Below are 26535 nucleotides of genomic sequence, written 5' to 3' on the forward strand. Positions count from 1 at the left end.
TAAATTAAGGCAATTACCTACTCCCCAATTATTCGTTGCATACTTTGAGTCCAAGAAACTTTGAAGGCAGGATCGTTTGCGAACAGTTTGTAAAGTTCCAGCTCCTCTTTTCGACGCTGGAGCATAATTTCCTTCAACATTTTTTCGAAAGCTAACTCTCGGTTATGTGGATCTAGATTGTTTTTATACTTTGCTTCAAAATCAGGATGATTGCGGATACTGTCCGCTATATTCACAAACTTGACCCTTTGTTCCTCAGGGGTTGCACTCCAGCCCTGGAACCATTTATCATTAAAAGTACGAATAATTTCATCTAATTCTTCGGTTTCTTTCCCCATTCCATAGGCACCTCTTGGATTAGGATTCTGAGGCTCTAGTTCTGACTCAGAGTCATCCAATTTAATACTATGATTTAGCTGAACTCGTTGTAGACCATAAGAACTCAAATCTACTGACTCCAGTAATTTGTCGAAAACCTCTTCGTCTGGATCTTCCACGTTCAATTTAGGGATCAGAAACTTAAGAAACCAGAACAGTTTTTCCCATGACACAAATTCATAAGGCATGATGGATGCCATCTGGCTGTAAATTTTCACAAATTGCTTGGCTTTAATTTTGAAATCTACTTTGGCCTGAGGTGTAAGATCTAGCTCGCTGTCAAACCGCCCAACCGCCTTATCGATAATTGGACTCAATGTTTGGGCATCTTCATTATTGAAATAACGGATAACGAAATCTTCAACTTCATACCATTCATAAACCCCCACATCATCCATTTCATCTTTTAGCTCATGGAGGACATTAATATCCGTAGCCTGAGACAGTGATGTTGCGGTATAAAAGGGATCAAATGCTGTTTTAATATCCTCCACTGAGTTAAAGAAATCCAATATAAACAAGTCTTCTGTCTTCTTACCCAATTTAGGTGCACTACGATTTAAGCGAGAGAGTGTTTGTACACATAAAACGCTGGCCAACTTCTTATCCACATACATTGCACAAAGTTTTGGTTGATCAAATCCGGTAAGGTACTTGTTAGCAACCACAAGCAAACGATATTCATCTGTATCAAACTTATCCTTAGTACCCATTTCGGCAAAGCCATTGATCTCTGCCTCTGTATATTCAATACCATCGACTTCTTTAGATCCTGAAAAGGCGATTAGCACCTTAAAAGGGTTGCCTTGCTCTTCTAAAATATGACTAATTGCTTTGTAGTATCGAATCGCTGTCTCAATGTTCTGGGTTACGACCATACCTTTACCTTTCCCTTTGAGTTTTTTGGCATTCACTATATGAGGGATAAAGTGTTCAAGCATGATCTCAGCTTTAGTATCAATGGTCTGCTGGCTACGCTCAACATAAGCACGCAACTTCTTCTGCGCTTTTTTAGTATCAAACTCAGGGTTCTCAGCTATCGATTTTTCTATTTCGTAGTAACTTCTATAAGTAGTGTAGTTAGCGAGCACATCCAAAATAAAACCTTCCTCAATGGCTTGCTTCATTGAGTACAGGTGGAATGGTTTAAATGACCCATCCTCCTGACACTGACCAAACTTCTCCAGCGTGCTGTTCTTAGGGGTTGCTGTGAACGCCAGATAAGATGCATTACCACGCATCTTGCGTGATTTCATCGCTTGCAAGATCTTATCCTGCGCATCCTCTTCAACATCCGGTTTACCCATGGCTTGGTTCATATTGTCATGCGCTGACCCGGACTGAGAACTGTGCGCCTCATCAATAATTACTGCAAATCGTTTGTCACTGAGGTCAGCGATACCATCAATGATAAACGGAAATTTCTGGATCGTTGTGATAATGATCTTTTTACCATTTTCTAACGCTTGTTTAAGCTCAGATGATTTATGTACCGATGCAATGATGTTCTTAACTTCAGAGAAACCCTTAATATTCTTCCTAAGCTGCTCATCCAATAGTCGTCTATCTGTCACAACAATGACAGAGTCAAATAAGGGTTGCTCAAGACCTCGTCCATCTGAGATAGCTTCCGAAGCGGGATAGGTTTCAATAAGTTGATAAGCAGCCCATGTAATGGAATTAGACTTCCCTGAACCGGCTGAATGTTGAATTAAATAAGTTTGACCAATACCGTAGATCGATGCGTGAGCCACTAACTTACGCACGACATCCAACTGATGATAACGAGGAAAGAAAAGTGTTCTCTTTGAGAGCAGATCTTTACTGGTTCCATCCAGACGAACAAAGTGCTGAATGATATTAGCAATGCTTTCTTTAGTGAAAATTTCTTCCCATAGATAAGCTGTTTTGTGTCCGTTGCGATTGGGTGGATTGCCCTGACCAAGGTTGTACCCCTTGTTGAACGGCAGGAAGAAGGTATTTTTACCTGCCAGCTTAGTTGTCATATAGACTTCATCGGTATCCACCGCCATATGTACCAAACAGCGCCCAAAAGTTAATAATGGCTGGTTAGTATCTCTATCTTCACGATACTGTTTTTTCCCATGGTATCTTGCTGTTTGGCCTGTCCAGGCATTCTTAAGCTCCAGAGTAATAATCGGAATGCCATTGATAAACAAAACCATGTCAATTTCTTGTCGCGGATTAGCAAGTGAATAGCGCACTTGTCGGGTACAACTGAAAATATTGTCAGTAAAATTTTGTTTTACCTTATCGCTGCTACTGGCTAGTGGTACTGAATACATCAGATCAAAGTGTGCATCATCGACACTTAACCCTTTTTTAAGAAGATGTAAGACACCATGTTTTTTAATCAGACGGTCATAACGTTCAAGCAGTTTTCTTTTCCAATCAGAGGGGGAATTTTTCTTGAGTTTGGCAAGCTCTTCTTTTTGTGTTTTTTCCAAAAACTGCCAGAAAAACCGCTTATCTAACGCATATTGATTGTCGAAATCTAAAGGAACTCCAATAGAATACCCAGCGGAGTCTGGAGATGATCCAACAGAATATACAAACCCTGTATCTTGAAGAGATAAACCTTCTTTCAATTCTTCGGAACTAATCCCCGCTAAGCACTTCTCAATTGTTGACTCTAATGCTTGTTCGTTAGTTTTACTAACCATAATCAAATTATCCTTATCCAAAATTCTTTTGCGCTAGTGCCTCTGTCACTTTTTGCAACGAACCTTGTAAAGGTTATTCTAATTTACTTATGTAAGCGAGATGCCTAGCGATAGATTGTGACTGAATCGCAGAAGTTACAGAAAATTGGATGCGGGAAGGTTTTTATTACCCACCACATCCATTTCAAGATCAGTTTGATGTAACTGTAAACATAACGCCTGTTTACTTATGCTTCAGTCATTTCAGGTGTTATTTTGATTTTGCCGGTTACAGCACTATTGATGAGTGAGGTTTTGTATTCTTTGAGTTTTTTGATTTGCTGAATCAAATTTTTTTCAGCAGATTCAGAAAAATCTAATATTATACTAATATATTTGGATATATTTGCTTGCTCATTGCTAGGAGGAACAGGTAATAGCATGTTTAAAATGAAGTCGGGATTTGCTCTTGGCATTTTTGAGCCATAAGTAGATGCATCAACTGTTTTTATAAATCCGTCAGATAATAATAACTTTGATATAAACTCTCTATTGAATGATGAATTAATATCAAATACCAGAAATTCGGTAGAACAAACCCCACCAAATTCAGCTAAGTAAACTTTAGCAAGATAAGGTCTTAATTTTCCGAATAAGATTTGTCCTTTTTTAAAAATATTAGCGAGTCCATCGGCTTCACTATCTACCCCGCTAAGTAACCCCGTACCTGCCTGAACAGACTCCATACCAAGATACTGAAAATCTGAATACTTACTTTCTACTTTATCTTTAGTCAGGGTAAGACAATACTTTAATTTCCTAACTTCCCAATGTTCCGGTATCTGCCCAATCCAATCCACACCTGAATCTTTCATCGGTACATTAGGATTAAGTCCTTGTGTCACAGCCTTCTGGATGGTGATTTGCTTACGTTCTTTTAACAAAGCTATTTGCTGCTCTTTGATTGAGATAGCTTCGTCGATTTGGGCGGTTTTTTGGCCGAGGTATTTAGCTATGATTGATTGTTCTTGAATAGGTGGATACAACAACATGCTATTTGCGATATGGTTAAAACTAATAGTTTGCCGCACACCAGAGCCCAGTAGTTTAATATAAGCTACGTCGTACCTATGCAGAAGATATTTGAAGTACCCTTTATCAAGTACACTTTTTTCCTTGATTACAAGGTAACCAGCGCTTACAACAACATTAATCTGCGATAACGCTATTCTTAAACTGATTAAGTCATAATTGAGATTAAGTGGATTAATCAAAAATTCACCAGACAAAACTTCCTGATATGACGCTTTAGTACTCTCAAGTACTTTCTCATCATTTTTGGTTACTACTTCACCAAAACTAATAGAACCACAATTGAGGCTCATATTTTTTGTATGTTTTTTTTCAAAAAACAGATGCTTTAATTTTTTTACATCCCAGTGCGAAGGTACGTTTCCTATCCAACCTTCACCCGAGTCTTTATAAGACTCATATTTCGACATTTCTGCAATCCTTACCATGAATGTCCCCTTACCCTTGAGCCTTTTCAACTGACAAGCCCAGAATTTGCGCAATCAAGCCCTCAGCCTTCTGCTCCAGACTAATGATATCTGATGCCACCTCTTCAAGCGTGCGAAGTGGTTTATGACGATAGAAGTATTTATTAAAGCTAATCTCATATCCGATTTTTACTGAATCCAAGTTGATCCATGCCTCATCGACATAAGGTTTCACTTCTTTCTGAAAATATTCGTAGATGCTTTGGTTCAGCGGTATGGACTCGCTATCACGCAAATCAGAACTCGTCTCATAGGTGACATATTCACCTTTTTTGTCTGTAGGATAAAAACCAAAATCAGGCAGATCTGAAACTTCACATTCGTAGCATTCCAAAAGCTCATCAAGTTTATCACCCGTTAATTTGACTACCTTTTTGATGACCTTAGCCGCTGTTTCATCATACCAGCTCACCGCGTTCAGGATCGCGTTTTTCTCGGTAGCCGAGAGCTTAATTTGGTGTGTTTTCAACTCCTGTTCCACTTGTGATTTAAAAACGTTGAAATCATCAAATTCACTTGTCCCAATTGCTGCCATTAATTGCTTAGCTGTTTCATACACAGATTTGAGTGACAACCAGTGATTAATATCCAAAAGCTTGACTTTCGCTTTAGTATTCAAACTGATGTCATTTTCTTCACACCAAGATATAATCTCTTTTTCAATCGATTTCAGGAAACCTTTCTCATACACCTTGTCACCATGCTCAGCATATAAGTGTGACATAACATCACTTAACTGTTTGTCAAAACGAAGTGGATTGATAGCATCATGAGTGAATTTTGCTTTACGGCGATCAGGGCGCTCAATGATGACTTTGTAGTAACCAAAATCATCGTTACGAAATACTTGGCTAGCAATGCCAACTGGATCACCGTTAGCATCCAATTGACGCTCAACAGTGGCACAGGATAGATAAGTACTGGTTATTTCTTCAATATGTTCAGGAGCAAACTCACAATTCTTATTGCCAAGGTTCTTACGCAATTTACGATATAAAAGGCTGGCATCGATCAGTTGAACCTTGCCACGACGATTTTTTGATTTATTATTGCTCAGTATCCAAATATAAGTAGTAATACCCGTGTTATAAAAAAAGTTATTTGGTAGCTGAACAATCGCCTCCAGCATATCGTTTTCTATGATGTAGCGACGGATATTGCTCTCGCCACCACCCGCATCACCGGTAAATAAGCTAGAACCATTGTGAACAGAAGCTATACGACTTCCCCACGGGCTAATTTTTGGTGACTTCGTTTTGCTGACCATTTCCATCAGAAACAGTAACTGACCATCACTTGAGCGAGGCGTCGCATCATAGTCAGATTCAACTCCCCAAAAATCCTTTAATTTGACCTTGAAGCGTGGATCAATCACTTCAGTGCCATTTTTAATGTGCTTCTGTTCGGACGCCCAGCTTTTGCCATAAGGAGGATTAGACAGCATAAAATCGAAACAATTTGAGTAAAATTCGTCAGTAGATAAAGTCGAGCCAACCCTGATATTTTCCGGATTATTATTCTTAATGATCATATCGGATTTACAGATGGCATACGTTTCGTCGTTAATTTCCTTACCATACAGGTAAATGTCGCGGTTATCTTTTGGATACTTTTCTTTAATAAAGTTTTGCGATTCCGTAAGCATACCGCCACTACCACAAGCGGGATCATACACGGTCATGGTGAGTGGTAACGAGCCTTCTACTGGATCAAAAAGTAAGTGAACCATCAATTCAATCACTTCGCGCGGTGTGAAATGCTCACCAGCCTCTTCATTGTTTTCTTCATTGAATTTACGGATAAGTTCCTCAAAGACATACCCCATTCCCAAGTTGGTAAGAGCTGGTAGTTTATTGCCATCTGGATCGGTGGTCTCTTTTGGGGTTAGGTTTATATAATCTGATACAAACTTTTCAACTACGTCTAGGAGTACTTGCTTAGAAGCCATATGGCGGATTTGCGACTTCAGATTAAAACACTCAATAATCTCTTTAACGTTGTTACTAAACCCCAACAAGTACTCATTAAAGTTTTCAAGCAAGATTTGCTGGTTGTTAGTTGCGGTATTGAGCAATGTTTTTAGTGTCCATTTGGAGGTGTTGTAAAACACATAGCCGCTAGCTTTTATTAACGGATCATCATCCAGCTCAATGGAATTCATCTCTTCTTTCTGGAACCTAACTTCTTCAAGTACCGCTTCTTTGGTCGGCTCCAGCAAGGTATCCAAACGGCGCAACACCACCATAGGCAGGATCACATCACGATACTTACCGCGTACATACACGTCACGCAGGCAATCATCAGCAATGTTCCAAATAAAAGAAACTAGTTTATTGTGTACGCTGTGGTTCATATCTTTTCCGTTTAGTGTGACAACCTCAGTGGTCACATTATTCTTTTAAAATTAATAACAAATCATGTGATTAATGAATGAAAAAATCACATAAAGAAATAAAATCTTGCTTAGTTATGCAGTAGAAACTTTGATTGTCAAGTCACATAGCAACAATCGAAACTGTGAGTTTTTTGAGGATATATTGAGTTTAGTTCAGACATCATACTTGAAAATAACTATGATCTGTTTGCAGAAAAAAATGATAAATTCATTACTTGCAAATTATCCAAATGTGGTGAGATCTGCCTTTATAAGACAGATCTCTGATAGTTAACTACAACACCATCACTCCACCGTCACCGACTTCGCCAAGTTCCTCGGCTGATCCACGTCTGTGCCTTTGATCAATGCAACGTGGTAAGACAGTAATTGCAGTGGCACGGTATAAAAGATCGGTGCGATCAGCTCTTCTACGTGTGGCAGGGAGATGATCTTCATGTTTTCGCTGTTGGTGAAACCCGCATCCTGATCGGCGAAGACATACAACAAACCGCCACGGGCACGAACTTCTTCGATATTGGATTTTAATTTTTCCAGCAGTTCATTGTTCGGTGCAACGATGATCACTGGCATATCCGCGTCGATCAATGCCAATGGACCATGTTTCAATTCACCAGCAGCGTAGGCTTCTGCGTGAATATAGGAGATCTCTTTCAGTTTCAGTGCACCTTCAACCGCGATCGGGTATTGATCACCACGGCCAAGGAACAAGGCATGATGTTTTTCAGAGAAATCTTCTGCCAATGCTTCAATCAGCTTGTCTTTGGATAACATGCTTTCAATGCGGCTTGGCAGGGCATGTAGGGCATGGACAATATCTTGTTCCAATGCAGTATCCGCGCCTTTCAGGCGTCCCATGTAAGCCACCAGCATCAGCAATACAGTTAGCTGGGTGGTAAAGGCTTTAGTGGATGCCACGCCGATTTCAGCCCCTGCTTTGGTCATCAGGGCAAATTCAGATTCACGTACCAAAGAGGAACCGGCGACGTTACAGATGGTCAACGAAGTCAGATAACCCAGTTCTTTGGATAAACGCAGGGCTGCCAAGGTATCAGCCGTTTCGCCAGATTGGGACAGCGTGATTAGCAGGCTTCCTTTACGGCGCGCCGGCTTGCGGTAACGAAATTCAGACGCGATTTCAACATCACATGGAATACCTGCCAGTGATTCGAACCAGTAGCGCGAAACCATTCCTGCATTGTAGGAAGTACCGCAAGCAACGATTTGAATATGCTCAACTTGAGACAGCAATTGCGCAGCATTAACGCTCAGTTCTGACAGATTTACCTGACCATTGCTCAAACGGCCTTCCAATGTGCTTTTGATCGCCATTGGCTGTTCGTAAATCTCTTTCTGCATGTAGTGACGGTATACACCTTTATCACCTGCATCGTACTGAACGTTGGATTCAATTTGTTCACGTTCAACTGCTTCGCCCTGTATATCAAAGATGCGAACGGTACGGCGAGTGATTTCTGCGATATCTCCCTCTTCCAGATAGATAAAGCGACGAGTCACCGGTAGTAACGCTAATTGGTCAGATGCAAGGAAATTTTCCCCTACACCAAGGCCAATTACTAATGGGCTGCCAGAACGCGCAGCGATCAGCACATCAGGATGACGGCTATCCATAATTACAGTGCCATAAGCGCCACGCAATTTTGGAATCACACGCTGCACCACTTCCAACAGTGAACCACTTTGTTTCTGTTCCCAGTGAACAAGATGAGCGATCGTTTCTGTATCTGTATCAGAAGAGAAGATATAACCACGCGCTTTCAATTCTTCGCGCAGTTCTTCGTGGTTTTCAATAATGCCGTTATGCACAACCGCAATGTGTTCAGAAACATGAGGATGAGCATTACGTTCACTTGGTTCACCGTGAGTCGCCCAACGAGTATGAGCGATCCCCGTGCCGCCAATAACCGGCTGTTTGTCTGCTTCATCAGCCAGCATCTGCACTTTACCCACTTCACGCAGGCGGGTCATACGGTTTTCACTGTCAACGACAGCTATACCCGCAGAGTCATAACCACGATATTCCAGGCGACGAAGACCTTCGATCAGTATTTCTGCAATATCCCGTTGTGCTACTGCACCAACAATTCCACACATTTTGTTTTATTCCCAAAAACAGGGCTAAACAACGCCCTTTTTATGTCGCACAACCTGATTGTCCTACGGCAAATCGCGTTTCGACTTTGCCGTCCCCGAGCTTTGTAGAGATGGGGATTTTTATTATGGATATATCTTAATTATTTTTTCTTCACTGGACGCTGCCAGTTTTTAATATGAGTTTGCTTTACGCGACTGATAACCAATTCGTTCTCAGCAATGTCTTTTGTTACTGTGGTTCCGGCACCAATCGTCGCGCCTTTCGCTACCATAACTGGCGCAACAAGTTGGGTGTCAGAACCAACAAAAACATCATCACCAATGATGGTCTTAAATTTATTGGCGCCATCATAGTTACAAGTAATGGTTCCCGCACCAATATTTACATTATTGCCAATTTCAGAATCACCAAGATAAGTCAGGTGACCAGCCTTGGAACCTTTGCCAAGCGAGGATTTTTTCATTTCAACGAAATTGCCAACGTGAGCTTTTTCCGCCAATTTGGAGCCAGGGCGTAAACGGGCAAAAGGCCCAATAGTGCATTCAGCCGCAATTTCAGAATCTTCAATGATAGTGTAGGGGTCAATGACTGCCCCATCACCAATAACACAATTTTTCAGGATACAACCAGAGCCAATCTGAACATTATTTCCCAGTGTGACATGACCTTTAATAATCACATTGGTATCAATCACCACATCTCGACCATGTTCTAATGTTCCGCGCAGATCAAAACGAGCAGGATCTAACAACATGACGCCCGCCAGCAGTAATTTTTCTGCTTGTTCAGATTGGTAAATACGCTCTAAGGCAGAAAGTTGCAGGCGATTGTTGACCCCTTCCATCTCACTTAAACGGCTTGGGTGTACGGCCTTGATTTGACGGCCTTCTTTGTGTGCAAGCGCAATAACATCCGTCAGGTAATATTCTCCCTGTGCGTTATTGTTTTCCAACCGGGATAACCAACGTTTCAAATCACCGCCATTTGCGACCAAAATACCGGTATTAATCTCGTTAATTTTGCGCTGTGCTTCCGTTGCATCTTTCTGTTCGATAATGCCCGTCACTTCACCATCTTCACGAATGATACGACCATAACCTGTTGGATTATCCAGAATTGCTGTTAATAAACCAATTCCACCCTCTGGCTTGGCTTCAATCAAACGCGCCAAAGTATCTTTGCCAATCAAGGGCACATCACCGTAAAGGATCAGAATATCTTCATTATCCGAAAAATGCGGAGCCGCTTGCTGCATGGCATGACCCGTGCCAAGCTGTTCAGCTTGCAGTACCCAATTGAGATCCTGGTTGGGAAGTGCTTGTTTCATCAAATCACCACCATGCCCATAAACCAAGTGAATATTTTGGGCACCTAACTCCATTGCGGTATCAATAACATGCTGAACCATCGGCTTACCGGCTAGCAAGTGCAGAACTTTAGGAAGCGCGGAATACATGCGAGTTCCCTTGCCAGCGGCAAGGATCACGACACTTTTTGTACCGACACTATTTACGTTGTCATTATTTGCAATCACAGACATAAGAAACCTGACAATCCCAATTTTTAAGTATGAAAGTAAACCTGTTTGCGAAATAAATTGCCACATATTTCGCAATGCAAAAAAGCCAGTTAGTTTTCACCAACTGGCTTTTTATCTAACTGCCTATACCCTTTGGTACATTACATCATTTTTTTTGTCAGCTCGATAACGCGAAGTTTCGCGATCGCTTTCGACAATTCAGCAGATGCCTGAGCATAATCAACATCGCCGTGAGAATTACGGATGTGTTCTTCTGCCTTGCGCTTGGCTTCAAGCACTTTAGCTTCGTCCAAATCCTTACCACGGATCGCTGTATCGGCCAGTACGATAACGCCGTTTGGCTGAACTTCAAGAATACCACCTGACAGGTAGATAAATTCTTCTTCACCAAACTGCTTAACAATACGTATCATGCCCGGTTTTATGGCAGTAAGCAGTGGTGTGTGTTGAGGATAGATCCCCAGCTCACCTTCACTACCTGTCACCTGAATTTTCTGTACCAGCCCTTCAAACATCTGTTTTTCAGCACTGACTACGTTCAGGGAGAACGTCATTGCAGCCATATCAACCTCCCGTCAGCCGTATTAAAGCGTTTTCGCTTTTTCCACAGCTTCTTCGATGGTACCAACCATGTAGAACGCCTGCTCTGGCAGGTGGTCATAATCACCGTTCAGGATGCCTTTGAAGCCACGGATAGTGTCTTTCAGAGAAACGAATTTACCTGGTGAGCCGGTGAAGACTTCTGCAACGAAGAATGGCTGAGACAGGAAGCGCTGGATCTTACGGGCACGTGCCACAACCAGCTTGTCGTCTTCAGACAGTTCGTCCATACCCAGAATGGCAATGATGTCTTTCAGTTCCTGATAACGTTGCAGGATAGACTGAACACCACGAGCCACGTCATAATGCTCCTGACCAACAACCAGTGGGTCAAGCTGACGGCTGGTTGAATCCAGAGGGTCAACCGCTGGGTAAATACCCAGAGATGCAATCTGGCGGCTCAATACGACGGTTGCATCCAAGTGAGCAAAAGTTGTCGCAGGTGATGGGTCAGTCAAGTCATCCGCAGGAACGTAAACCGCCTGTACGGAAGTGATGGAACCTGTTCTGGTTGAGGTGATACGCTCTTGCAGGGCACCCATCTCTTCCGCCAACGTTGGCTGATAACCTACCGCAGATGGCATACGACCCAACAGTGCAGATACTTCTGTCCCTGCCAGGGTATAACGGTAAATGTTATCAACGAACAACAGAACGTCACGGCCTTCATCACGGAATTTTTCCGCCATTGTCAAACCGGTCAATGCAACACGCAGACGGTTTCCTGGTGGCTCATTCATCTGACCGTATACCAGAGAAACTTTGTCTAGTACGTTTGAATCGGTCATTTCATGATAGAAGTCGTTACCTTCACGGGTACGCTCACCAACACCGGCAAATACAGAGTAACCTGAGTGCTCGATCGCAATGTTACGAATCAGCTCCATCATGTTAACGGTTTTACCTACACCCGCACCACCAAACAGACCAACTTTACCACCCTTAGCGAATGGGCAGATCAAGTCCATCACCTTGATACCGGTTTCCAGCAGTTCCTGAGAGTTAGATAACTCTTCATAGCTTGGTGCTGTACGGTGAATTGACCAGCGCTCTTCTTCGCCGATCTCACCTTTCATGTCAATTGGATCGCCCAATACGTTCATGATACGGCCCAGTGTTGCTTTACCCACTGGTACTTCGATTGGGTGTCCTAAATCAGTCACGTCCAAATTACGGCGCAGGCCATCGGAAGTACCCATTGCGATACAACGAACGATACCACCACCTAACTGTTGCTGAACTTCCAGCACCAGTTTTTCTTCACCGTTTTTAACCTCAAGGGCATCGTATACTTTTGGTACGCTGTCCTGAGGGAATTCGACGTCCACCACGGCGCCGATTACCTGGATAATCTTTCCAGTAGCCATCTTGAATCCTCTACGTAATTCGTAAACCTAGCTGTTAAACCGCAGAAGCACCCGAAACGATTTCGGTGAGTTCCTGAGTGATGCTGGCCTGACGAGCCTTGTTGTAAACCAACTGCAACTCTTTGATCAGGTTGCCACCGTTATCGGTCGCGGCTTTCATCGCTACCATTCGTGCGGCCTGTTCACTAGCCAGGTTTTCAACGACGCCTTGATAAACTTGCGCTTCTATATAGCGGCGCAGCAGGGTATCCAACAGCGCCTTAGGATCAGGTTCATACAAATAGTCCCAAGACTTCTTCTTCAGTGTTTCATCGTCTCCGGCTGGCAGAGGCAATAACTGAGTGATCGTCGGAACCTGAGACATTGTATTCATGAACTTGTTTGTCACTATATACAGTTTATCCAGACGTCCTTCGTCATATGCTTGCATCATGACGTGGACTGGCCCGATCAGTTCGGATAATGACGGGTTATCTCCCATCCCTGTTACTTGAGCAACGATGTTGCCACCAACAGAAGAAAAGAAGGAAACCGCTTTTGATCCAATAAGCGCCAAATCAACTTGGACGTTTTTATCAGACCAGTCTTTCATTTCTATCAGCAATTTTTTGAACACGTTAATGTTCAAACCGCCACATAAACCACGATCAGTCGAAACAACCACGTACCCAACACGCTTGACTTCGCGCTCTTCAAGGTATGGATGTTTGTATTCCAGATTACCTAACGCAAGGTGTCCAATCACATTGCGAATGGTTTCTGCATAAGGACGGCTGGCCGCCATGCGATCCTGCGTTTTACGCATTTTGGACGCGGCGACCATCTCCATCGCTTTAGTGATTTTTTGCGTGTTCTGCACACTGGCGATTTTGGTACGTATCTCTTTTGCGCCGGCCATTTCTGCTTCTCCGAATTCAACCAGACGGCCCATGTTTTTTCATTAAATAGAATCAAACAGGGCCGAATAGTGTTACCAGGACTGAGTCGCCTTGAAGGATTCCAACAGAGCTTTCAGCTTCGCTTCGATCTCTCCATTGTAATCACCAGACTGGTCAATCTCTTTCAGAAGATCAGCATGTTCACGGTTAGCATACGCCAACAGTGCAGCTTCGAAACTGACCACTTTTGCGATTTCGATATCTTCCAAATAACCACGCTCAGCAGCAAACAGAGACAGAGCCTGCTGTGCAATAGACATCGGCTGATACTGTTTCTGTTTCAGCAACTCAGTGACTTTCTGACCATGATCCAACTGCTTACGCGTTGCATCATCCAGATCAGAAGCAAACTGGGAGAATGCAGCCAGTTCGCGGTACTGAGCCAGAGCGGTACGAATACCACCAGACAGTTTCTTGATGATCTTAGTCTGAGCAGCACCACCGACACGGGATACGGAAATCCCTGGGTTAACCGCTGGACGGATACCTGAGTTGAACAGAGACGATTCAAGGAAGATCTGACCATCAGTGATGGAGATAACGTTTGTTGGTACGAACGCAGAAACGTCACCCGCCTGAGTTTCAATGATTGGCAGTGCAGTCAGAGAACCTGTTTTACCTTTCACTTCACCATTAGTGAATTTTTCAACGTATTCAGCGTTAACACGCGCTGCACGCTCCAGCAAACGGGAGTGCAGGTAGAAAACGTCACCAGGGTATGCTTCACGTCCAGGTGGACGACGCAGCAACAGGGAAATCTGACGGTATGCGACAGCCTGTTTAGACAAGTCATCGTAAACAATCAGTGCATCTTCACCACGATCACGGAAGTATTCACCCATCGCACAACCAGAGTAGGGTGCCAGATATTGCAGAGCCGCAGATTCAGAAGCGGATGCCACAACAACGATAGTGTTTTCCAGTGCGTCGTGTTCTTCCAGCTTACGAACTACGTTAGCAATGGTAGACGCTTTCTGACCAATCGCAACATAGACACATTTAATACCAGAATTACGCTGGTTGATGATCGCATCAATAGCCAGAGCAGTTTTACCGGTCTGACGGTCACCGATGACCAGCTCACGCTGACCACGGCCAATTGGGATCATGGCATCAACGGATTTGTAACCTGTCTGGACAGGCTGGTCAACGGATTGACGATCGATAACACCTGGTGCGATAACTTCTACCGGTGAGAAACCATCATTCTCAATAGCGCCTTTGCCATCAATTGGCTCACCCAGTGTGTTAACAACACGACCCAGCAGGCCACGACCAACAGGCACTTCCAAAATACGGCCAGTACATTTGACTTTCATGCCTTCGGCCAAGTCAGCATACGGCCCCATCACAACCGCACCTACAGAGTCGCGCTCCAGGTTCAGTGCAATTGCGTAACGGTTGCCAGGCAGAGAAAGCATTTCACCCTGCATGACATCGGCTAAACCGTGGATACGAATAATCCCGTCGTTAACGGAAACAATCGTACCTTCATTGTGAGCTTCGCTCACGACATTGAACTGAGCAATACGCTGTTTGATCAGTTCGCTGATTTCGGTGGAATTCAGTTGCATATGCTCCAGTCCCCTTAAGACTGCAAGACGTCTGTTAAACGATCCAGACGGCCACGAATACTGCCATCTATTACCATGTCACCTGCACGGATAATGACACCGGCAATAACAGACTTGTCAATTTTGCAATTCAGCTTCACTTTGCGTGACAGACGTTTTTCCATCGCCGCAGAAATTTTAGCCTGCTGCTGCTCATTCAGTTCGGACGCAGAAGCCACTTCAACATTGATAGTCGATTCAAGTGACGCACGCAATTGGATAAATTGCTGGAAGACTTCTGGCAGTACCAGTAAGCGACCATTTTCTGCCATTACACGAATAAAGTTCTGAGCATGCTCATCAACCTGCTCACCACAAAGGGTGATAAAGGTTTTGGCTAACGTTTCCGGTGCTAATGAACCGGAAAGCAGCTCATCAACCTGCTCATTGCGAGTAACCTCAGCAATGAACGCCAGCATATTCTGCCAGTGTTCAAGCGACTGGTGTTCTACAGCAAAGTCAAAAGCTGCTTTGGCGTAGGGGCGAGCTACCGTAGCGAATTCAGACATGCCCCTCCCTCCTTACAGTTCAGCGACCAGTTTATCAACGATGTCGCTGTTAGCAGCTTCATCCACGGAACGTTCGATGATTTTCTCGGCACCTGCGATCGCCAGCATCGCAACCTGTTTACGTAACTCTTCACGAGCGCGCTTGCGTTCAGCTTCAATTTCAGCATGAGCTTGCGCTACAATTCTGTTACGTTCCAGCTCTGCTTCTGCTTTAGCATCATCAATAATTTGGGCTTTTTGTTTATTAGCCTGCTCAATGATAACTTGTGCATCAGCTTTCGCTTTTTTCAGTTGGTCGGTCGCATTGGCTTGCGCTAAGTCCAGGTTCTTTTTGGCACGCTCTGCTGAAGCCAAACCGTCAGCAATCTCTTTCTGACGTTTTTCAATGGCCGCCATAATTGGTGGCCATACGTACTTCATGCAGAACAAAACAAACAGGACAAACGCTAAGGCCTGGCCGAGGATTGTTGCGTTAATATTCACGACACAATACCTCTATTTCAATTAATGAATTGGCGTAATTTTAAGTTCTGCTATTTTATTAACCGCCAACAGCGAACATCATAAACAAGCCCAAGCCCACAGCAATCATCGGGATGGCGTCAACCAGACCCATGACGATAAAGAACTGCGTACGCAGCAGAGGAATCAGATCAGGTTGGCGAGCAGCGCCTTCCAGGAATTTACCCCCGAGGATGCCGATACCGATCGCAGCACCAATAGCCGCCAAACCCATCAGAATAGCGGCAGCTATGTACAGCAGATCCATGTTTATATCCATGACAGTCTCCAGTTTGTTTCAAGTTAAAACACAATTATTGATTGATAAAAATTAATGCTCTTCAGATGCCATCGACAGATAAACAATCGTCAGAACCATGAAAATAAAGGCTTGTAACGTAATAATCAGTATGTGGAAAATCGCCCAAGGCAAGCTGAGTAACCACTGTGCTCCCCACGGTAGAAGAGCCGCAATAAGAATAAAGATCAATTCGCCCGCATACATATTACCAAACAGTCGCAGACCGAGTGATATAGGTTTAGACAGCAAACTGACCCCTTCCAAGATTAAGTTAATTGGAATAAAGAGTGGATGATTGAAAGGCTGCAATGTCAGCTCCTTCGCAAAACCACGAATTCCTTTTATCTTAATGCTGTAGAACAGAATGAGAACAAAGACACCGAGAGCCATCGACAAAGTGACACTGACATCTGCGGTTGGAACAATACGCAGCGCAGGCAAGCCGAAGAAGTGTTCACCGATTAAAGGAATCAAATCGATTGGCAGCAAGTCCAATGCGTTCATGAGTAACACCCAGACGAACACAGTCAAAGCCAGAGGAGCTATCACTTTGCTCTTGCCGTGATACATATCACGCACAGTGTTATCAACGAAGCCGATTACCATTTCTATTGCAGTCTGAAATTTGCTCGGAACACCCTCAGTAGCGCGAACCGCGACTCTTCTGAATACAAATAGAAACAACATCCCTAATACGATGGAGAAAAAAAGCGAGTCGATATTCAATGTCCAGAACGTCGCCTCATAACCACTAGCGTGGGGATTGACCAACTCAAAGGTACGTAAGTCCAACTGAAGATGCTTCAGGTGATGACTTATGTACTCCGAAGTTGAAACTTCTCCTGATGCAGACATGATGCTTTTTACCCTTTTGTTGTTAAAAACGCTAACCGTTCATTACGGCAGGTGCGATGATCTGCACAATCAGCACCGCTAAATAGGCCACACCAAGTGGTGCAAATGCCGCCTTGAACACTCCTAAAGCGACTATCAGCACGGTTATCGTAATGATAACCTTCACCCCTTCGCTAATCGCGAAAAACCATGCAATCCGTACTGGAACCCCTTCTTCTTTTACCTTTTGGAAGCGGCTAAGCAACATAAAAATGGTATTTGGTAACCAACATGCTAGCCCACCAGCAAAAGCAGAAGCGCCCCACTCTATACTTTTGGTACAAAAAGCTACACTGAGAATAACAAAAGTCATTAACTGCAAAAATAACAGTTTCAGTGCCATTCTACCGCTGTAAAGGGATACAGACATGACTTTTGTTTTCTCCCTGTAGTACACCATCACATATCAGGCTCTGCTGAATGTTGTATAAAACTGGCTTTGCTTAAGAGTGTCAAGTGACAAAAACGTGCAAATTATACGGGCAGCTAAAATGAATTCAATCCATAAGTAGCGAAAAAGTGAATAATTATTTAAATTTCTAACTTTGGTGCTAGATCGCTCACAAATACCATTTAATATTCTGCAATGACTAATGGTATTGCCTTTAAATTAAACGTGATATACATCACATTAAACAAAACCCATTAATTATATTTATCATTAATTATGTGATAAAAATCTTTTATTTTTTTCAACAGAAATCAATCTATTAATATTACACCTATGAAGTTTTATCTGGTATATCGATAAAAAAGGTTAAATGATTATTTTACTCACTTTCTCTAAAATTTATTTATAAAGAAAATCGATGGCAATCTTTAAAAAGAGAAACGCTATCAATATAAAAATATTGTTGGTTTTCTGTAAATAATCAGTAAATAAAGTTGAATCCATAGCAGAGAATAATGAGTAACGCCCGTTACATTTTAAATGTAGTTGACGTTACTCATTATTTAGATTTTTTTTGACAAATAGCAAAGTTAGTTTGACTTAAGTATTACCAGATGACGCTGTTCGTCTAACTCTGCAACCTGGAGAGGAATGACGGTGTCGAGCACCACCCCTGTTGGCAATTGAGATAATTCTTCTGCTGGCAATACGCCTTTCAAGGCATAAAAACGCCCTTCAAGTGGTTTAGGAAGATGACTGCACCATGACAACATGTCTTGCAACGAAGCAAACGCACGGCTAATCACGCCATCAAAGGGAGGCTCAGGAATAAATTCTTCAACCCGACTTTGTACCGGTTCAATATTGTTCAAGCCTAGTTCATGTTGAACCTGACGCAAAAAGCAAACCCGTTTTCCCAAACTATCCAATAAAGTGAAATGAGAATCTGGGCGTACAATTGCCAGTGGGATGCCTGGCAAGCCAGGCCCTGTTCCCACATCAATAAAACGCGTTCCATGCAGGAATGGATTAACAACGATGCTATCCATAATATGCCGAACCAGCATCTGTTCCGGATCACGGACAGATGTCAGGTTGTAAGCCTTGTTCCATTTATTCAGCATGTCAACATAGGCAATAAGCTGTTGTTTTTGTTCCAGTGTTAACTGAAGTTCAGTTTTCGCCAGTAGTGATTCCAATTTGTTAAGCAAAATTCGTCCCCTTAGGCGCTACGACGCAATAGACCTTGTTTTTTCAGCCATACCAGCAAAATAGAAATTGCTGCCGGAGTGATGCCTGAAATCCGTGAAGCCTGGCCAATTGAACTGGGTTTATGGTCATTTAGTTTTGCAATAACTTCATTGGAAAGCCCACTCACTTGTTGATAATCCAAATCAACAGGCAGTGCGGTATTTTCATGACGTAACTGTTTTTCGATCTCTTCTTGCTGACGGGCGATGTAGCCTTCATATTTCACTTGAATTTCAACCTGATCCGCCGCTTGAGGCTCAGTCAGTCCAGGAGAGAAACGGGGTAATGACGTTAGCAATTCATAATTCATCTCAGGGCGGCGCAGCAAATCTTCACCATTGGCTTCTTTTGATAGCGGTGTTTTCAACATCTGGTTGATATCCTCTAAGTTATCAGAGTGAGGATGAACCCAGATATTGCGCAAGCGCTGGCGTTCCTGTTCGATCATTTCAAATTTGCGGCAGTAATGTTCCCAACGGAGATCATCAACCAAGCCAAGTTTGCGGCCTTGTTCAGTCAGTCGAAGATCCGCATTGTCTTCACGCAGCATCAAACGATATTCAGCGCGGGAGGTGAACATGCGGTAAGGCTCTTTCGTGCCGAGTGTGCACAGATCATCGACCAATACGCCAATATAAGCCTGATCACGGCGTGGGAACCAACCTTCTTCACCATTGGCATAGCGTGCAGCATTGAGACCAGCCAGTAATCCTTGTGCAGCCGCTTCTTCATATCCTGTGGTGCCGTTGATCTGACCAGCAAAGAATAAACCGTGAATAAATTTACTTTCCAGTGTTTGTTTTAAATCACGTGGATCAAAGAAGTCATATTCGATCGCGTAACCAGGGCGAATGATGCGGGCATTCTCCATACCTTTCATGGAATGAACAATTTGCATCTGAACGTCAAATGGCAGACTGGTCGAAATGCCGTTTGGATAGATTTCGTTACTGGTCAGCCCTTCTGGTTCCAGGAAGATCTGGTGAGCGTTACGATCCGCAAAACGCATGACTTTGTCTTCGATGGAAGGACAGTAACGAGGACCGATCCCTTCGATGATCCCTGCGTACATTGGACTGCGATCCAAGTTATTGCGGATCACTTCATGGGTTTTTTCATTGGTATGTGTGATATAGCACGGGATCTGCCGTGGATGTTGATCGACATTACCCATGAATGAAAATACAGGTGTCGGATTATCGCCAAGTTGTTGTTCAAGCTGGCTAAAATCAATGGTTCGTGCATCAATGCGAGGTGGTGTCCCTGTTTTCAGGCGAGCTACGCGCAAAGGCAGTTCACGCAAACGGTGAGACAATGAGATCGCAGGCGGATCCCCCGCTCGTCCTCCACTGTAATTTTCCAATCCGATGTGAATTTTTCCATCAAGGAAAGTTCCTACGGTCAGAACTACAGATTTAGCCTTGAATTTCAAACCCATACGAGTAACAACACCGGTAACCGTGTCGTTTTCAACAATGAGATCTTCAACGGGTTGCTGGAAGATCATTAAGTTAGGTTGATTTTCCAGCGCTGTTCTTACAGCTTGTCGGTAAAGTACTCGATCCGCTTGTGCTCGTGTTGCCCGAACAGCCGGACCTTTGCTGGCATTGAGTGTTCTAAACTGAATACCGGCTTGATCCGTAGCTTTCGCCATTAGGCCGCCAAGTGCATCGATCTCTTTTACCAGATGCCCTTTACCGATCCCACCAATGGCTGGATTACATGACATCTGGCCCAAAGTATCAATATTGTGAGTCAGTAGTAAGGTTTGACGCCCCATACGTGCGGAGGCCATCGCCGCTTCAGTACCGGCATGACCCCCACCGATAATGATGACGTCAAAGTGCTCTGGATAAAACATGTGCGAACCTTCAATAGTGAGAATGCTTCATATGCATTGGGGAGAGAATTCTACTCAAGTTTGGACCTCAGACCAAGAGGCAAGAGATCATCATTCTTTAAAATAAGATCTTTTTATTTAAAGATCTCTTTATTGGATCTTTTATTAGGATCGCGATCATCTGTGGATAAGTGGATTTTCCATATAAAGATCATGATGCTGTAAAGGATCATTTGCTGTGAATGATCCGTGATCCAACTCAGTATAAGCTGGGATCTAAAAGCCTAGTTATTCACAGCCATTCAATTTGAACTGAGTTGTTAAATGGATAACTACGGGTTAACCCCTGCTTTTCAGATAAGTTATCCACAGTTGATCGTTATATTTTTAATCGGATCAGAGTAACTTTGCCCACTCTTTAACCCATTCTTCGGCTGGATCTTCAGGAATTTCATGTTGCAGAATGTCAATTTCCAATCGATCGCCGATCCGTTTTGCTCCGTGATCTTCTAATAAGCGTTCCAGTGATCTTATCGCGCCACAGAATGTGTCATATTCGGAGCTGCCGATACCGACTGCACCAAATGTGATATTGCTGAGATCCGGTTGCTGTTGTGTGATCTCATCTGCCAGAGATTGGAGATTATCAGGTAAGTCCCCAGCGCCATGCGTTGAAGTAACCACAAGCCATAATCCTTCAAGTGGAAGATCTTCCAATGAGGGGCCATGAAGCATCTCTGTTGAAAAGCCGTTATTTTCTAAGATCTCAGCTATATGTTCTGCGACATATTCGGCGCTACCCATTGTGCTGCCACTGATTAAGGTTATTGTGCTCATCATGATCCTTGCTAAATTAAAGAACAACTATTGTACGCAGTGAATCTATTGGGATCTACCTGTGGATAATGTGGTTAACGGGTTTTTTGTTTTAAGGTTTTATTGTCCTCATTATCGGGTTTTGCAGGGAGATCAACGTTTCTGTTGACTGGATTTCGTCGATAGTCTGGATCTTGTTGATAAGTACGTCCTGAAGGGTTTCTATGGATCGGCACATGACTTTAATGAAAATGCTGTAGTGCCCAGTGGTGTAATAAACTTCAACGACTTCATCAAGCATATCGAGTTTCTTCAATGCTGCCGGATAGTCTTTGGCGCTTTTCAAGATGATGCCGATAAAGCAGCATACATCGAACCCCAGTTGCTTGGCACTGATATCCACCCGAGTCCCCGTAATGATCCCTGATTGCTTCATTTTTTCCACGCGGACATGAATCGTCCCTGGGCTGACTGCAAATTTTTTGGCTAATTCAGCGTAAGGTGTACGTGCGTTCTCCATTAAAGCGTGAAGTATGTCACGGTCTAAATTATCGATCTGATAAATTTCTGCCATTTTTAACCCCTGTTTTTGAATAATATTCATTTTTATAGTGTATAAATTATCATTTATAAACATTATGCAATATTTTTATTATCAGATATTGAATTTGTACCTCATTTTGTTGCTTAATCTATACCAACAGGACACAGGGCCACTAAAAATTTTGAGAGCTGCATCATGAAAACATCCTTTATTGAGAAACAACAGCAGATTAGTTTTGTGAAATCATACTTTTCCCGTCTGTTAGAGAAACAACTTGGTTTGATCGAAGTTCAAGGACCGATCTTAAGTCGTCTTGGTGATGGTACTCAGGACAATTTATCTGGCCATGAAAAAGCGGTTCAGGTGAAAGTGAAAACTTTACCGGACGCCACCTTTGAAGTGGTTCATTCTCTGGCGAAATGGAAACGTAAAACATTAGGTCGCTTTGGTTTTCAGGCTGAACAAGGGTTGTATACTCACATGAAAGCTCTGCGTCCTGATGAAGATCGCTTGACACCTATCCACTCTGTCTTTGTTGATCAGTGGGATTGGGAGAAAGTGATGGGTGAAGGTCAGCGTTCACTCGACTATTTAAAACAGACAGTAGGTAAAATCTACGAAGCAATAAAAGAAACACAACAAGCGGTAAGTAAGGAATTTGGTCTGGCACCGTTCCTGCCAGATCAAATTCACTTTATCCACAGTGAAGAGCTGCTGAAACGTTACCCTGATCTGGATGCTAAAGGTCGTGAGCGTGAGGCTGCTAAAGAGTTTGGTGCAATTTTCCTGATGGGCATTGGTGGTAAGCTGTCTGATGATCAGGCTCATGATGTACGCGCGCCGGATTATGACGATTGGACTACACAAAACTGTGATGGTTTCTCTGGCCTGAACGGTGACATTATTGTCTGGAACCCAGTTTTACAGGATGCTTTTGAAATTTCGTCAATGGGTATCCGTGTTGATGCAGAGGCTCTGAAACGTCAGCTTGCACTAACTGGTGACGAAGATCGCCTGCAATATGATTGGCACCAGGCGTTGATCAAAGGTGATATGCCACAATCTATCGGTGGTGGTATCGGTCAATCCCGTTTGGTGATGTTGTTGCTACAAATGGCACATATCGGTCAGGTTCAGTGCGGTGTTTGGTCACCTGAAATTATTGAATCAGTTGAAGGTGTACTCTAAGTTTTAATTTCGCCACCTTCTTCGTAAACGGCTTGTAAGCCCGGTATCAAAATGCCAGATATGGTTGAATATTTGCATAATACCGGGTTTTCCATAGTGGGAAAGGGAGATCGCATGGAAGCGGTGTTGTTGATGCTGTTGCAGATTTTTTATCTGATGGATTAGGGAGCCTGGCAAGCGTTGGGCAATGAAATCTGAAATAACAACAGCATCAGCATCTTCCCAAGTGTTTTCTTTCATTTTTTTAACGGTTGCATCTAAACAAGATGCCAGATCGGTTCCTCCCCTAAATGTTTGCCCCAGAAAATGCATTGCTTGAGTTAGCCCATCCGGCGATGTTAAGTCATAATGAACGAGTTGGGTCGAAAACAACATGATATGACAGTGACGATTATCCGCTAGTGCGATACGCATCAAAGCCAGACAGAATGCTTTGGCACACTGCTCATTAAACCCCCCCATTGATCCTGAAGTATCAACACAAATAATAAATGGCCCCTGAGGCTGTTTTTTATTGTGGTGATGTGTGATGGGTTTGAGTGTGGTTTTTGTTTGCCAGTCGTCTCCTTGTAAGTGATAGGACAGTAATTTTTTCTCCACCAGCCGCCGATAAAATTCGTATTGCAACTCTTCAATACCCAGCATAGCTAGCTCAGTGGGTAATAACCTTAAGATGTCATCACTTTGTCTAATCCCACTAATTTGCTCAGGTATAGTATCTGGTATTCTTTCGAATCGGGTGAATGGTTTCAGGATTGGATTTTCTTTAGGAATTGATTGCGCTGCCCGACTGCGGCCAAGTAATTGTGCCAGTTTTTCCAGCTCAGGTTGCTGTTTGAGAAAGTCAGCATAGAGAGTCAATAGTCGTATATTTTGCGTAGTCAGGTGAAGTTGTCCTTTACTCATATCCCATAATCTACCTGCCGCGTGATCATTGTGATCAAATATGGGATCAAGGTTACCACTTAGGGTCAATCGTTTTTGGATCTCTGCAAGTAGTTGCTCTTTTTCTTGTTCTAATAGTGTCTTATTAAATGCCGTCGTTTGCAGGATCAAGCTGCGCCGCCAGCGTTGGATAAACAATATTTGTTCTGAAGAGGTGGATTCAGAGAATACTTTGAGTAGTGTATCGGCTTCTTTGGCAAAGGGAGATTCGAGTTGTTGAAGTTTCTCTACGATATTAGGTAACTGTTGATAGAAATCGGCCGTGTCAATTGATTGTATGTGTTGGTATAACTGAAACTCTTCGGCCAATGAAGCAGGAATAAGCGTCTGTTTTATTTTCTGCTGTAATATTTGTTGCCATGAAGGGAGATCTTTTAGTAATGCGTTTTTAAGCCTTGGAAACTTCCCAAAGAAAACAACTAACTGAGGAGTACCTAACAGTGCCAAAATGATCTCTTCGATCAGCTCGCTTTCGTTGATAGAAAGTAAGAGATCGAGTGTGGCTAGTGTTAACATGTTGCTATCCCATTTTTGATTTCAATTGTTTCTGTTTTTCGGTTAATTGCAGGAAACTCTGTTCAATGCTGGCAAGCCAATGTGCTTCGGTAAATAAACAGGGTTGATGCTGCTTAAACAGATAGCGTTGTTGTTGAATTTCATCGCTGATAGATGCCAGCTTTTCACGCCACTCTGTATTCGTGCTTTTTGAGGGGGAAGATAGGCAGAGAACAGCGCTATTACGGCTAATATCCAGTATGGTAAGCTGATTTTTTTCGTTGATTTCTGCTGTGATGGTCTGCGGGAAACCTATGCCATTTAAGCAGGCAGGGAGTTCTCCAGTATTATTTTTTAGGGTATTTTCCAGGGATTTTTTATCTATTTCGATGAAATTGACTTCAATATCATGCATATGTAATGAAGGATGTAAAAACAGAGTCAGTTTTTCATCTGCAATATCTTCGGGCAATGAATAAAGGGGCTTGCGGCCAAACAGAGAGGATTTGGAGACTAATTGCAGGGGATGATGGTCATTTTCGTCTTGGTTGGACTGTACCCATTGCTGGTATAACTTCTCCATTTTTTGCATAAGGAAACGTTGCAGATAAGCCTGCTCTGTTAATAAAGCATGTAAGAATTGAGATAACAGTTTTAAGGTGTTCAAGTTATGCCATAGGCAATCTTTTAATAGCACCACATCTAACGGAGATATCTCACTTCTGCCACTGAAAAAGGCGCTGGCTTGTAGTAAACGAATAGATTTTTTCCAACGGCGATCTGAGACATCAGCCGTACTCTCTGTGGCATTTATTTGTTGGCGTAATTGATAAATCAGTTCGAAGATATGATCTGGCAGGAATACATGGTTAATCTTGTCTTGCCATTGATGAAATTCGTCATCGGTGATTTGAATATGGGCAGGCACAGGATTGCTATTTTCGTTGTTTCGGTCAGTCAGTAAGGCACGAAAATTTTTCTTTTCCTGAATCTTGTCTAGCCAGAGTCGGATTAACATGCGATCGTAGAGCGCTTCCAGACTGCTATCATTGTCTGGGAGTTCGTTGGATGCTGTAACCAGTAAACGCATTGGTAGCTGTTCCTCTTGGCTGCCATTTCTGAATTTCTTTTCATTGATCGCGGTAAGTAACGTATTCAAAATAGCAGGGCCTGCTTTCCAAATTTCATCCAAGAAAACGATTTCTGCTGCGGGTAAATAACCTTCGGTAAGGCGCTGATAACGCCCTTCATCTTTGAGTGCCTGGATGGAAAGGGGGCCGAAGATCTCTTCTGGGGTGGAAAAACGGGTCATCAGATATTCAAAAGCGCGTGCGTTTTGAAATGCAAACTTGAGCCGACGCGCGATAAGGCTTTTGGCTATTCCTGGCGGTCCAAGAAGAAAAATGCTCTCTCCACATAAGGCGGCCAGCAGGCACAGGCGAATAACTTGCTGTCTTTCATATAGACCGCTTTCTAAATACTGACCTAATCGGGATATTTTCTCGACCAATTGCATATTATTTACACCAAGGTTCGAATAGTTACCTCCCTTTATTTATAGGGCGTGTTGATGTTTTGTGAGGGATTATTAAACAGCATGATGATTTGGTATAATTACTTTCGCCAAAAAACAACCAGACCTCACCATCATGCCGCGAACTATGTTAACAGATCTCCAATGGAATAAGCTA

The 26535-nt window shown here is 43.0% G+C and carries 21 protein-coding genes; 1 reads left to right on the plus strand and 20 read right to left on the minus strand.

Annotation, left to right across the window (positions count from 1 at the left end; translation table 11 throughout):
- Positions 1 to 17 precede the first annotated feature (17 nt).
- From Xedl_RS13310 to asnC, 18 genes are all read right to left on the minus strand, one after another.
- Complete coding sequence (locus Xedl_RS13310) at positions 18 to 3062, minus strand: type I restriction endonuclease subunit R (protein ID WP_074024331.1); 3045 nt, start codon at positions 3060 to 3062, stop codon at positions 18 to 20.
- 227 nt (positions 3063 to 3289) lie between these two features.
- Entirely contained in the window at positions 3290 to 4561 is a 1272-nt protein-coding gene (locus Xedl_RS13315; RefSeq protein WP_208605056.1) for a restriction endonuclease subunit S, read from the minus strand.
- A 10-nt stretch (positions 4562 to 4571) separates the two neighbouring features.
- Positions 4572 to 6953 (minus strand): type I restriction-modification system subunit M, encoded by a 2382-nt coding sequence (locus Xedl_RS13320; protein ID WP_074018973.1) that lies wholly within the window; start codon positions 6951 to 6953, stop codon positions 4572 to 4574.
- Positions 6954 to 7280: 327 nt separating this feature from the next.
- On the minus strand, positions 7281 to 9110 hold the full coding sequence (glmS, locus tag Xedl_RS13325; RefSeq protein ID WP_074024332.1) for a glutamine--fructose-6-phosphate transaminase (isomerizing): 1830 nt from the start codon (positions 9108 to 9110) through the stop codon (positions 7281 to 7283).
- 140 nt (positions 9111 to 9250) lie between these two features.
- Entirely contained in the window at positions 9251 to 10651 is a 1401-nt protein-coding gene (gene glmU, locus Xedl_RS13330; RefSeq protein ID WP_074024344.1) for a bifunctional UDP-N-acetylglucosamine diphosphorylase/glucosamine-1-phosphate N-acetyltransferase GlmU, read from the minus strand.
- Between the two features lie 140 nt (positions 10652 to 10791).
- Positions 10792 to 11214, minus strand: a complete 423-nt coding sequence (locus tag Xedl_RS13335; RefSeq protein WP_045967700.1) for a F0F1 ATP synthase subunit epsilon — start codon at positions 11212 to 11214, stop codon at positions 10792 to 10794.
- A 21-nt stretch (positions 11215 to 11235) separates the two neighbouring features.
- On the minus strand, positions 11236 to 12618 hold the full coding sequence (gene atpD / locus Xedl_RS13340; RefSeq protein WP_074024333.1) for a F0F1 ATP synthase subunit beta: 1383 nt from the start codon (positions 12616 to 12618) through the stop codon (positions 11236 to 11238).
- A gap of 34 nt (positions 12619 to 12652) precedes the next feature.
- Positions 12653 to 13516, minus strand: coding sequence for a F0F1 ATP synthase subunit gamma (gene atpG, locus Xedl_RS13345; RefSeq protein WP_074019112.1), 864 nt, complete (start codon positions 13514 to 13516; stop codon positions 12653 to 12655).
- Between the two features lie 72 nt (positions 13517 to 13588).
- Positions 13589 to 15130 (minus strand): F0F1 ATP synthase subunit alpha, encoded by a 1542-nt coding sequence (atpA, locus tag Xedl_RS13350; protein WP_074018969.1) that lies wholly within the window; start codon positions 15128 to 15130, stop codon positions 13589 to 13591.
- Positions 15131 to 15144: 14 nt separating this feature from the next.
- Positions 15145 to 15678 carry a F0F1 ATP synthase subunit delta gene (gene atpH / locus Xedl_RS13355; RefSeq protein WP_074024334.1) on the minus strand — a complete coding sequence of 178 codons (534 nt, stop codon included), beginning with the start codon at positions 15676 to 15678 and terminating at the stop codon, positions 15145 to 15147.
- 12 nt (positions 15679 to 15690) lie between these two features.
- Positions 15691 to 16161: a F0F1 ATP synthase subunit B gene (gene atpF / locus Xedl_RS13360; protein ID WP_047770880.1), complete on the minus strand. Its 471-nt coding sequence runs from the start codon at positions 16159 to 16161 to the stop codon at positions 15691 to 15693.
- A gap of 58 nt (positions 16162 to 16219) precedes the next feature.
- Positions 16220 to 16459, minus strand: coding sequence for a F0F1 ATP synthase subunit C (gene atpE, locus Xedl_RS13365; protein WP_045967711.1), 240 nt, complete (start codon positions 16457 to 16459; stop codon positions 16220 to 16222).
- 51 nt (positions 16460 to 16510) lie between these two features.
- A complete protein-coding gene (gene atpB, locus Xedl_RS13370; protein ID WP_074024335.1) occupies positions 16511 to 17335 on the minus strand; it encodes a F0F1 ATP synthase subunit A in 825 nt (274 codons plus the stop codon).
- Positions 17336 to 17366: 31 nt separating this feature from the next.
- Positions 17367 to 17744 (minus strand): F0F1 ATP synthase subunit I, encoded by a 378-nt coding sequence (atpI, locus tag Xedl_RS13375; protein ID WP_074024336.1) that lies wholly within the window; start codon positions 17742 to 17744, stop codon positions 17367 to 17369.
- 611 nt (positions 17745 to 18355) lie between these two features.
- Positions 18356 to 18976: a 16S rRNA (guanine(527)-N(7))-methyltransferase RsmG gene (gene rsmG / locus Xedl_RS13380; protein WP_074024337.1), complete on the minus strand. Its 621-nt coding sequence runs from the start codon at positions 18974 to 18976 to the stop codon at positions 18356 to 18358.
- A gap of 11 nt (positions 18977 to 18987) precedes the next feature.
- Positions 18988 to 20877 carry a tRNA uridine-5-carboxymethylaminomethyl(34) synthesis enzyme MnmG gene (gene mnmG / locus Xedl_RS13385; RefSeq protein ID WP_074024338.1) on the minus strand — a complete coding sequence of 630 codons (1890 nt, stop codon included), beginning with the start codon at positions 20875 to 20877 and terminating at the stop codon, positions 18988 to 18990.
- Between the two features lie 375 nt (positions 20878 to 21252).
- Positions 21253 to 21693 (minus strand): FMN-binding protein MioC, encoded by a 441-nt coding sequence (gene mioC / locus Xedl_RS13390; protein WP_074024339.1) that lies wholly within the window; start codon positions 21691 to 21693, stop codon positions 21253 to 21255.
- Positions 21694 to 21784: 91 nt separating this feature from the next.
- On the minus strand, positions 21785 to 22246 hold the full coding sequence (gene asnC, locus Xedl_RS13395; protein WP_074024345.1) for a transcriptional regulator AsnC: 462 nt from the start codon (positions 22244 to 22246) through the stop codon (positions 21785 to 21787).
- A 165-nt stretch (positions 22247 to 22411) separates the two neighbouring features.
- On the opposite strand from asnC, the gene asnA reads away from it, so the two are divergent.
- On the plus strand, positions 22412 to 23404 hold the full coding sequence (asnA, locus tag Xedl_RS13400; RefSeq protein WP_074024340.1) for an aspartate--ammonia ligase: 993 nt from the start codon (positions 22412 to 22414) through the stop codon (positions 23402 to 23404).
- A gap of 3 nt (positions 23405 to 23407) precedes the next feature.
- Here the strand turns inward: asnA and viaA are convergent, their stop codons facing one another.
- Positions 23408 to 24865 (minus strand): ATPase RavA stimulator ViaA, encoded by a 1458-nt coding sequence (viaA, locus tag Xedl_RS13405; protein WP_074024341.1) that lies wholly within the window; start codon positions 24863 to 24865, stop codon positions 23408 to 23410.
- 4 nt (positions 24866 to 24869) lie between these two features.
- Positions 24870 to 26360 (minus strand): ATPase RavA, encoded by a 1491-nt coding sequence (gene ravA, locus Xedl_RS13410; protein WP_074024342.1) that lies wholly within the window; start codon positions 26358 to 26360, stop codon positions 24870 to 24872.
- Between the last annotated feature and the right edge of the window lie 175 nt (positions 26361 to 26535).

The organism is Xenorhabdus eapokensis (assembly GCF_001908105.1).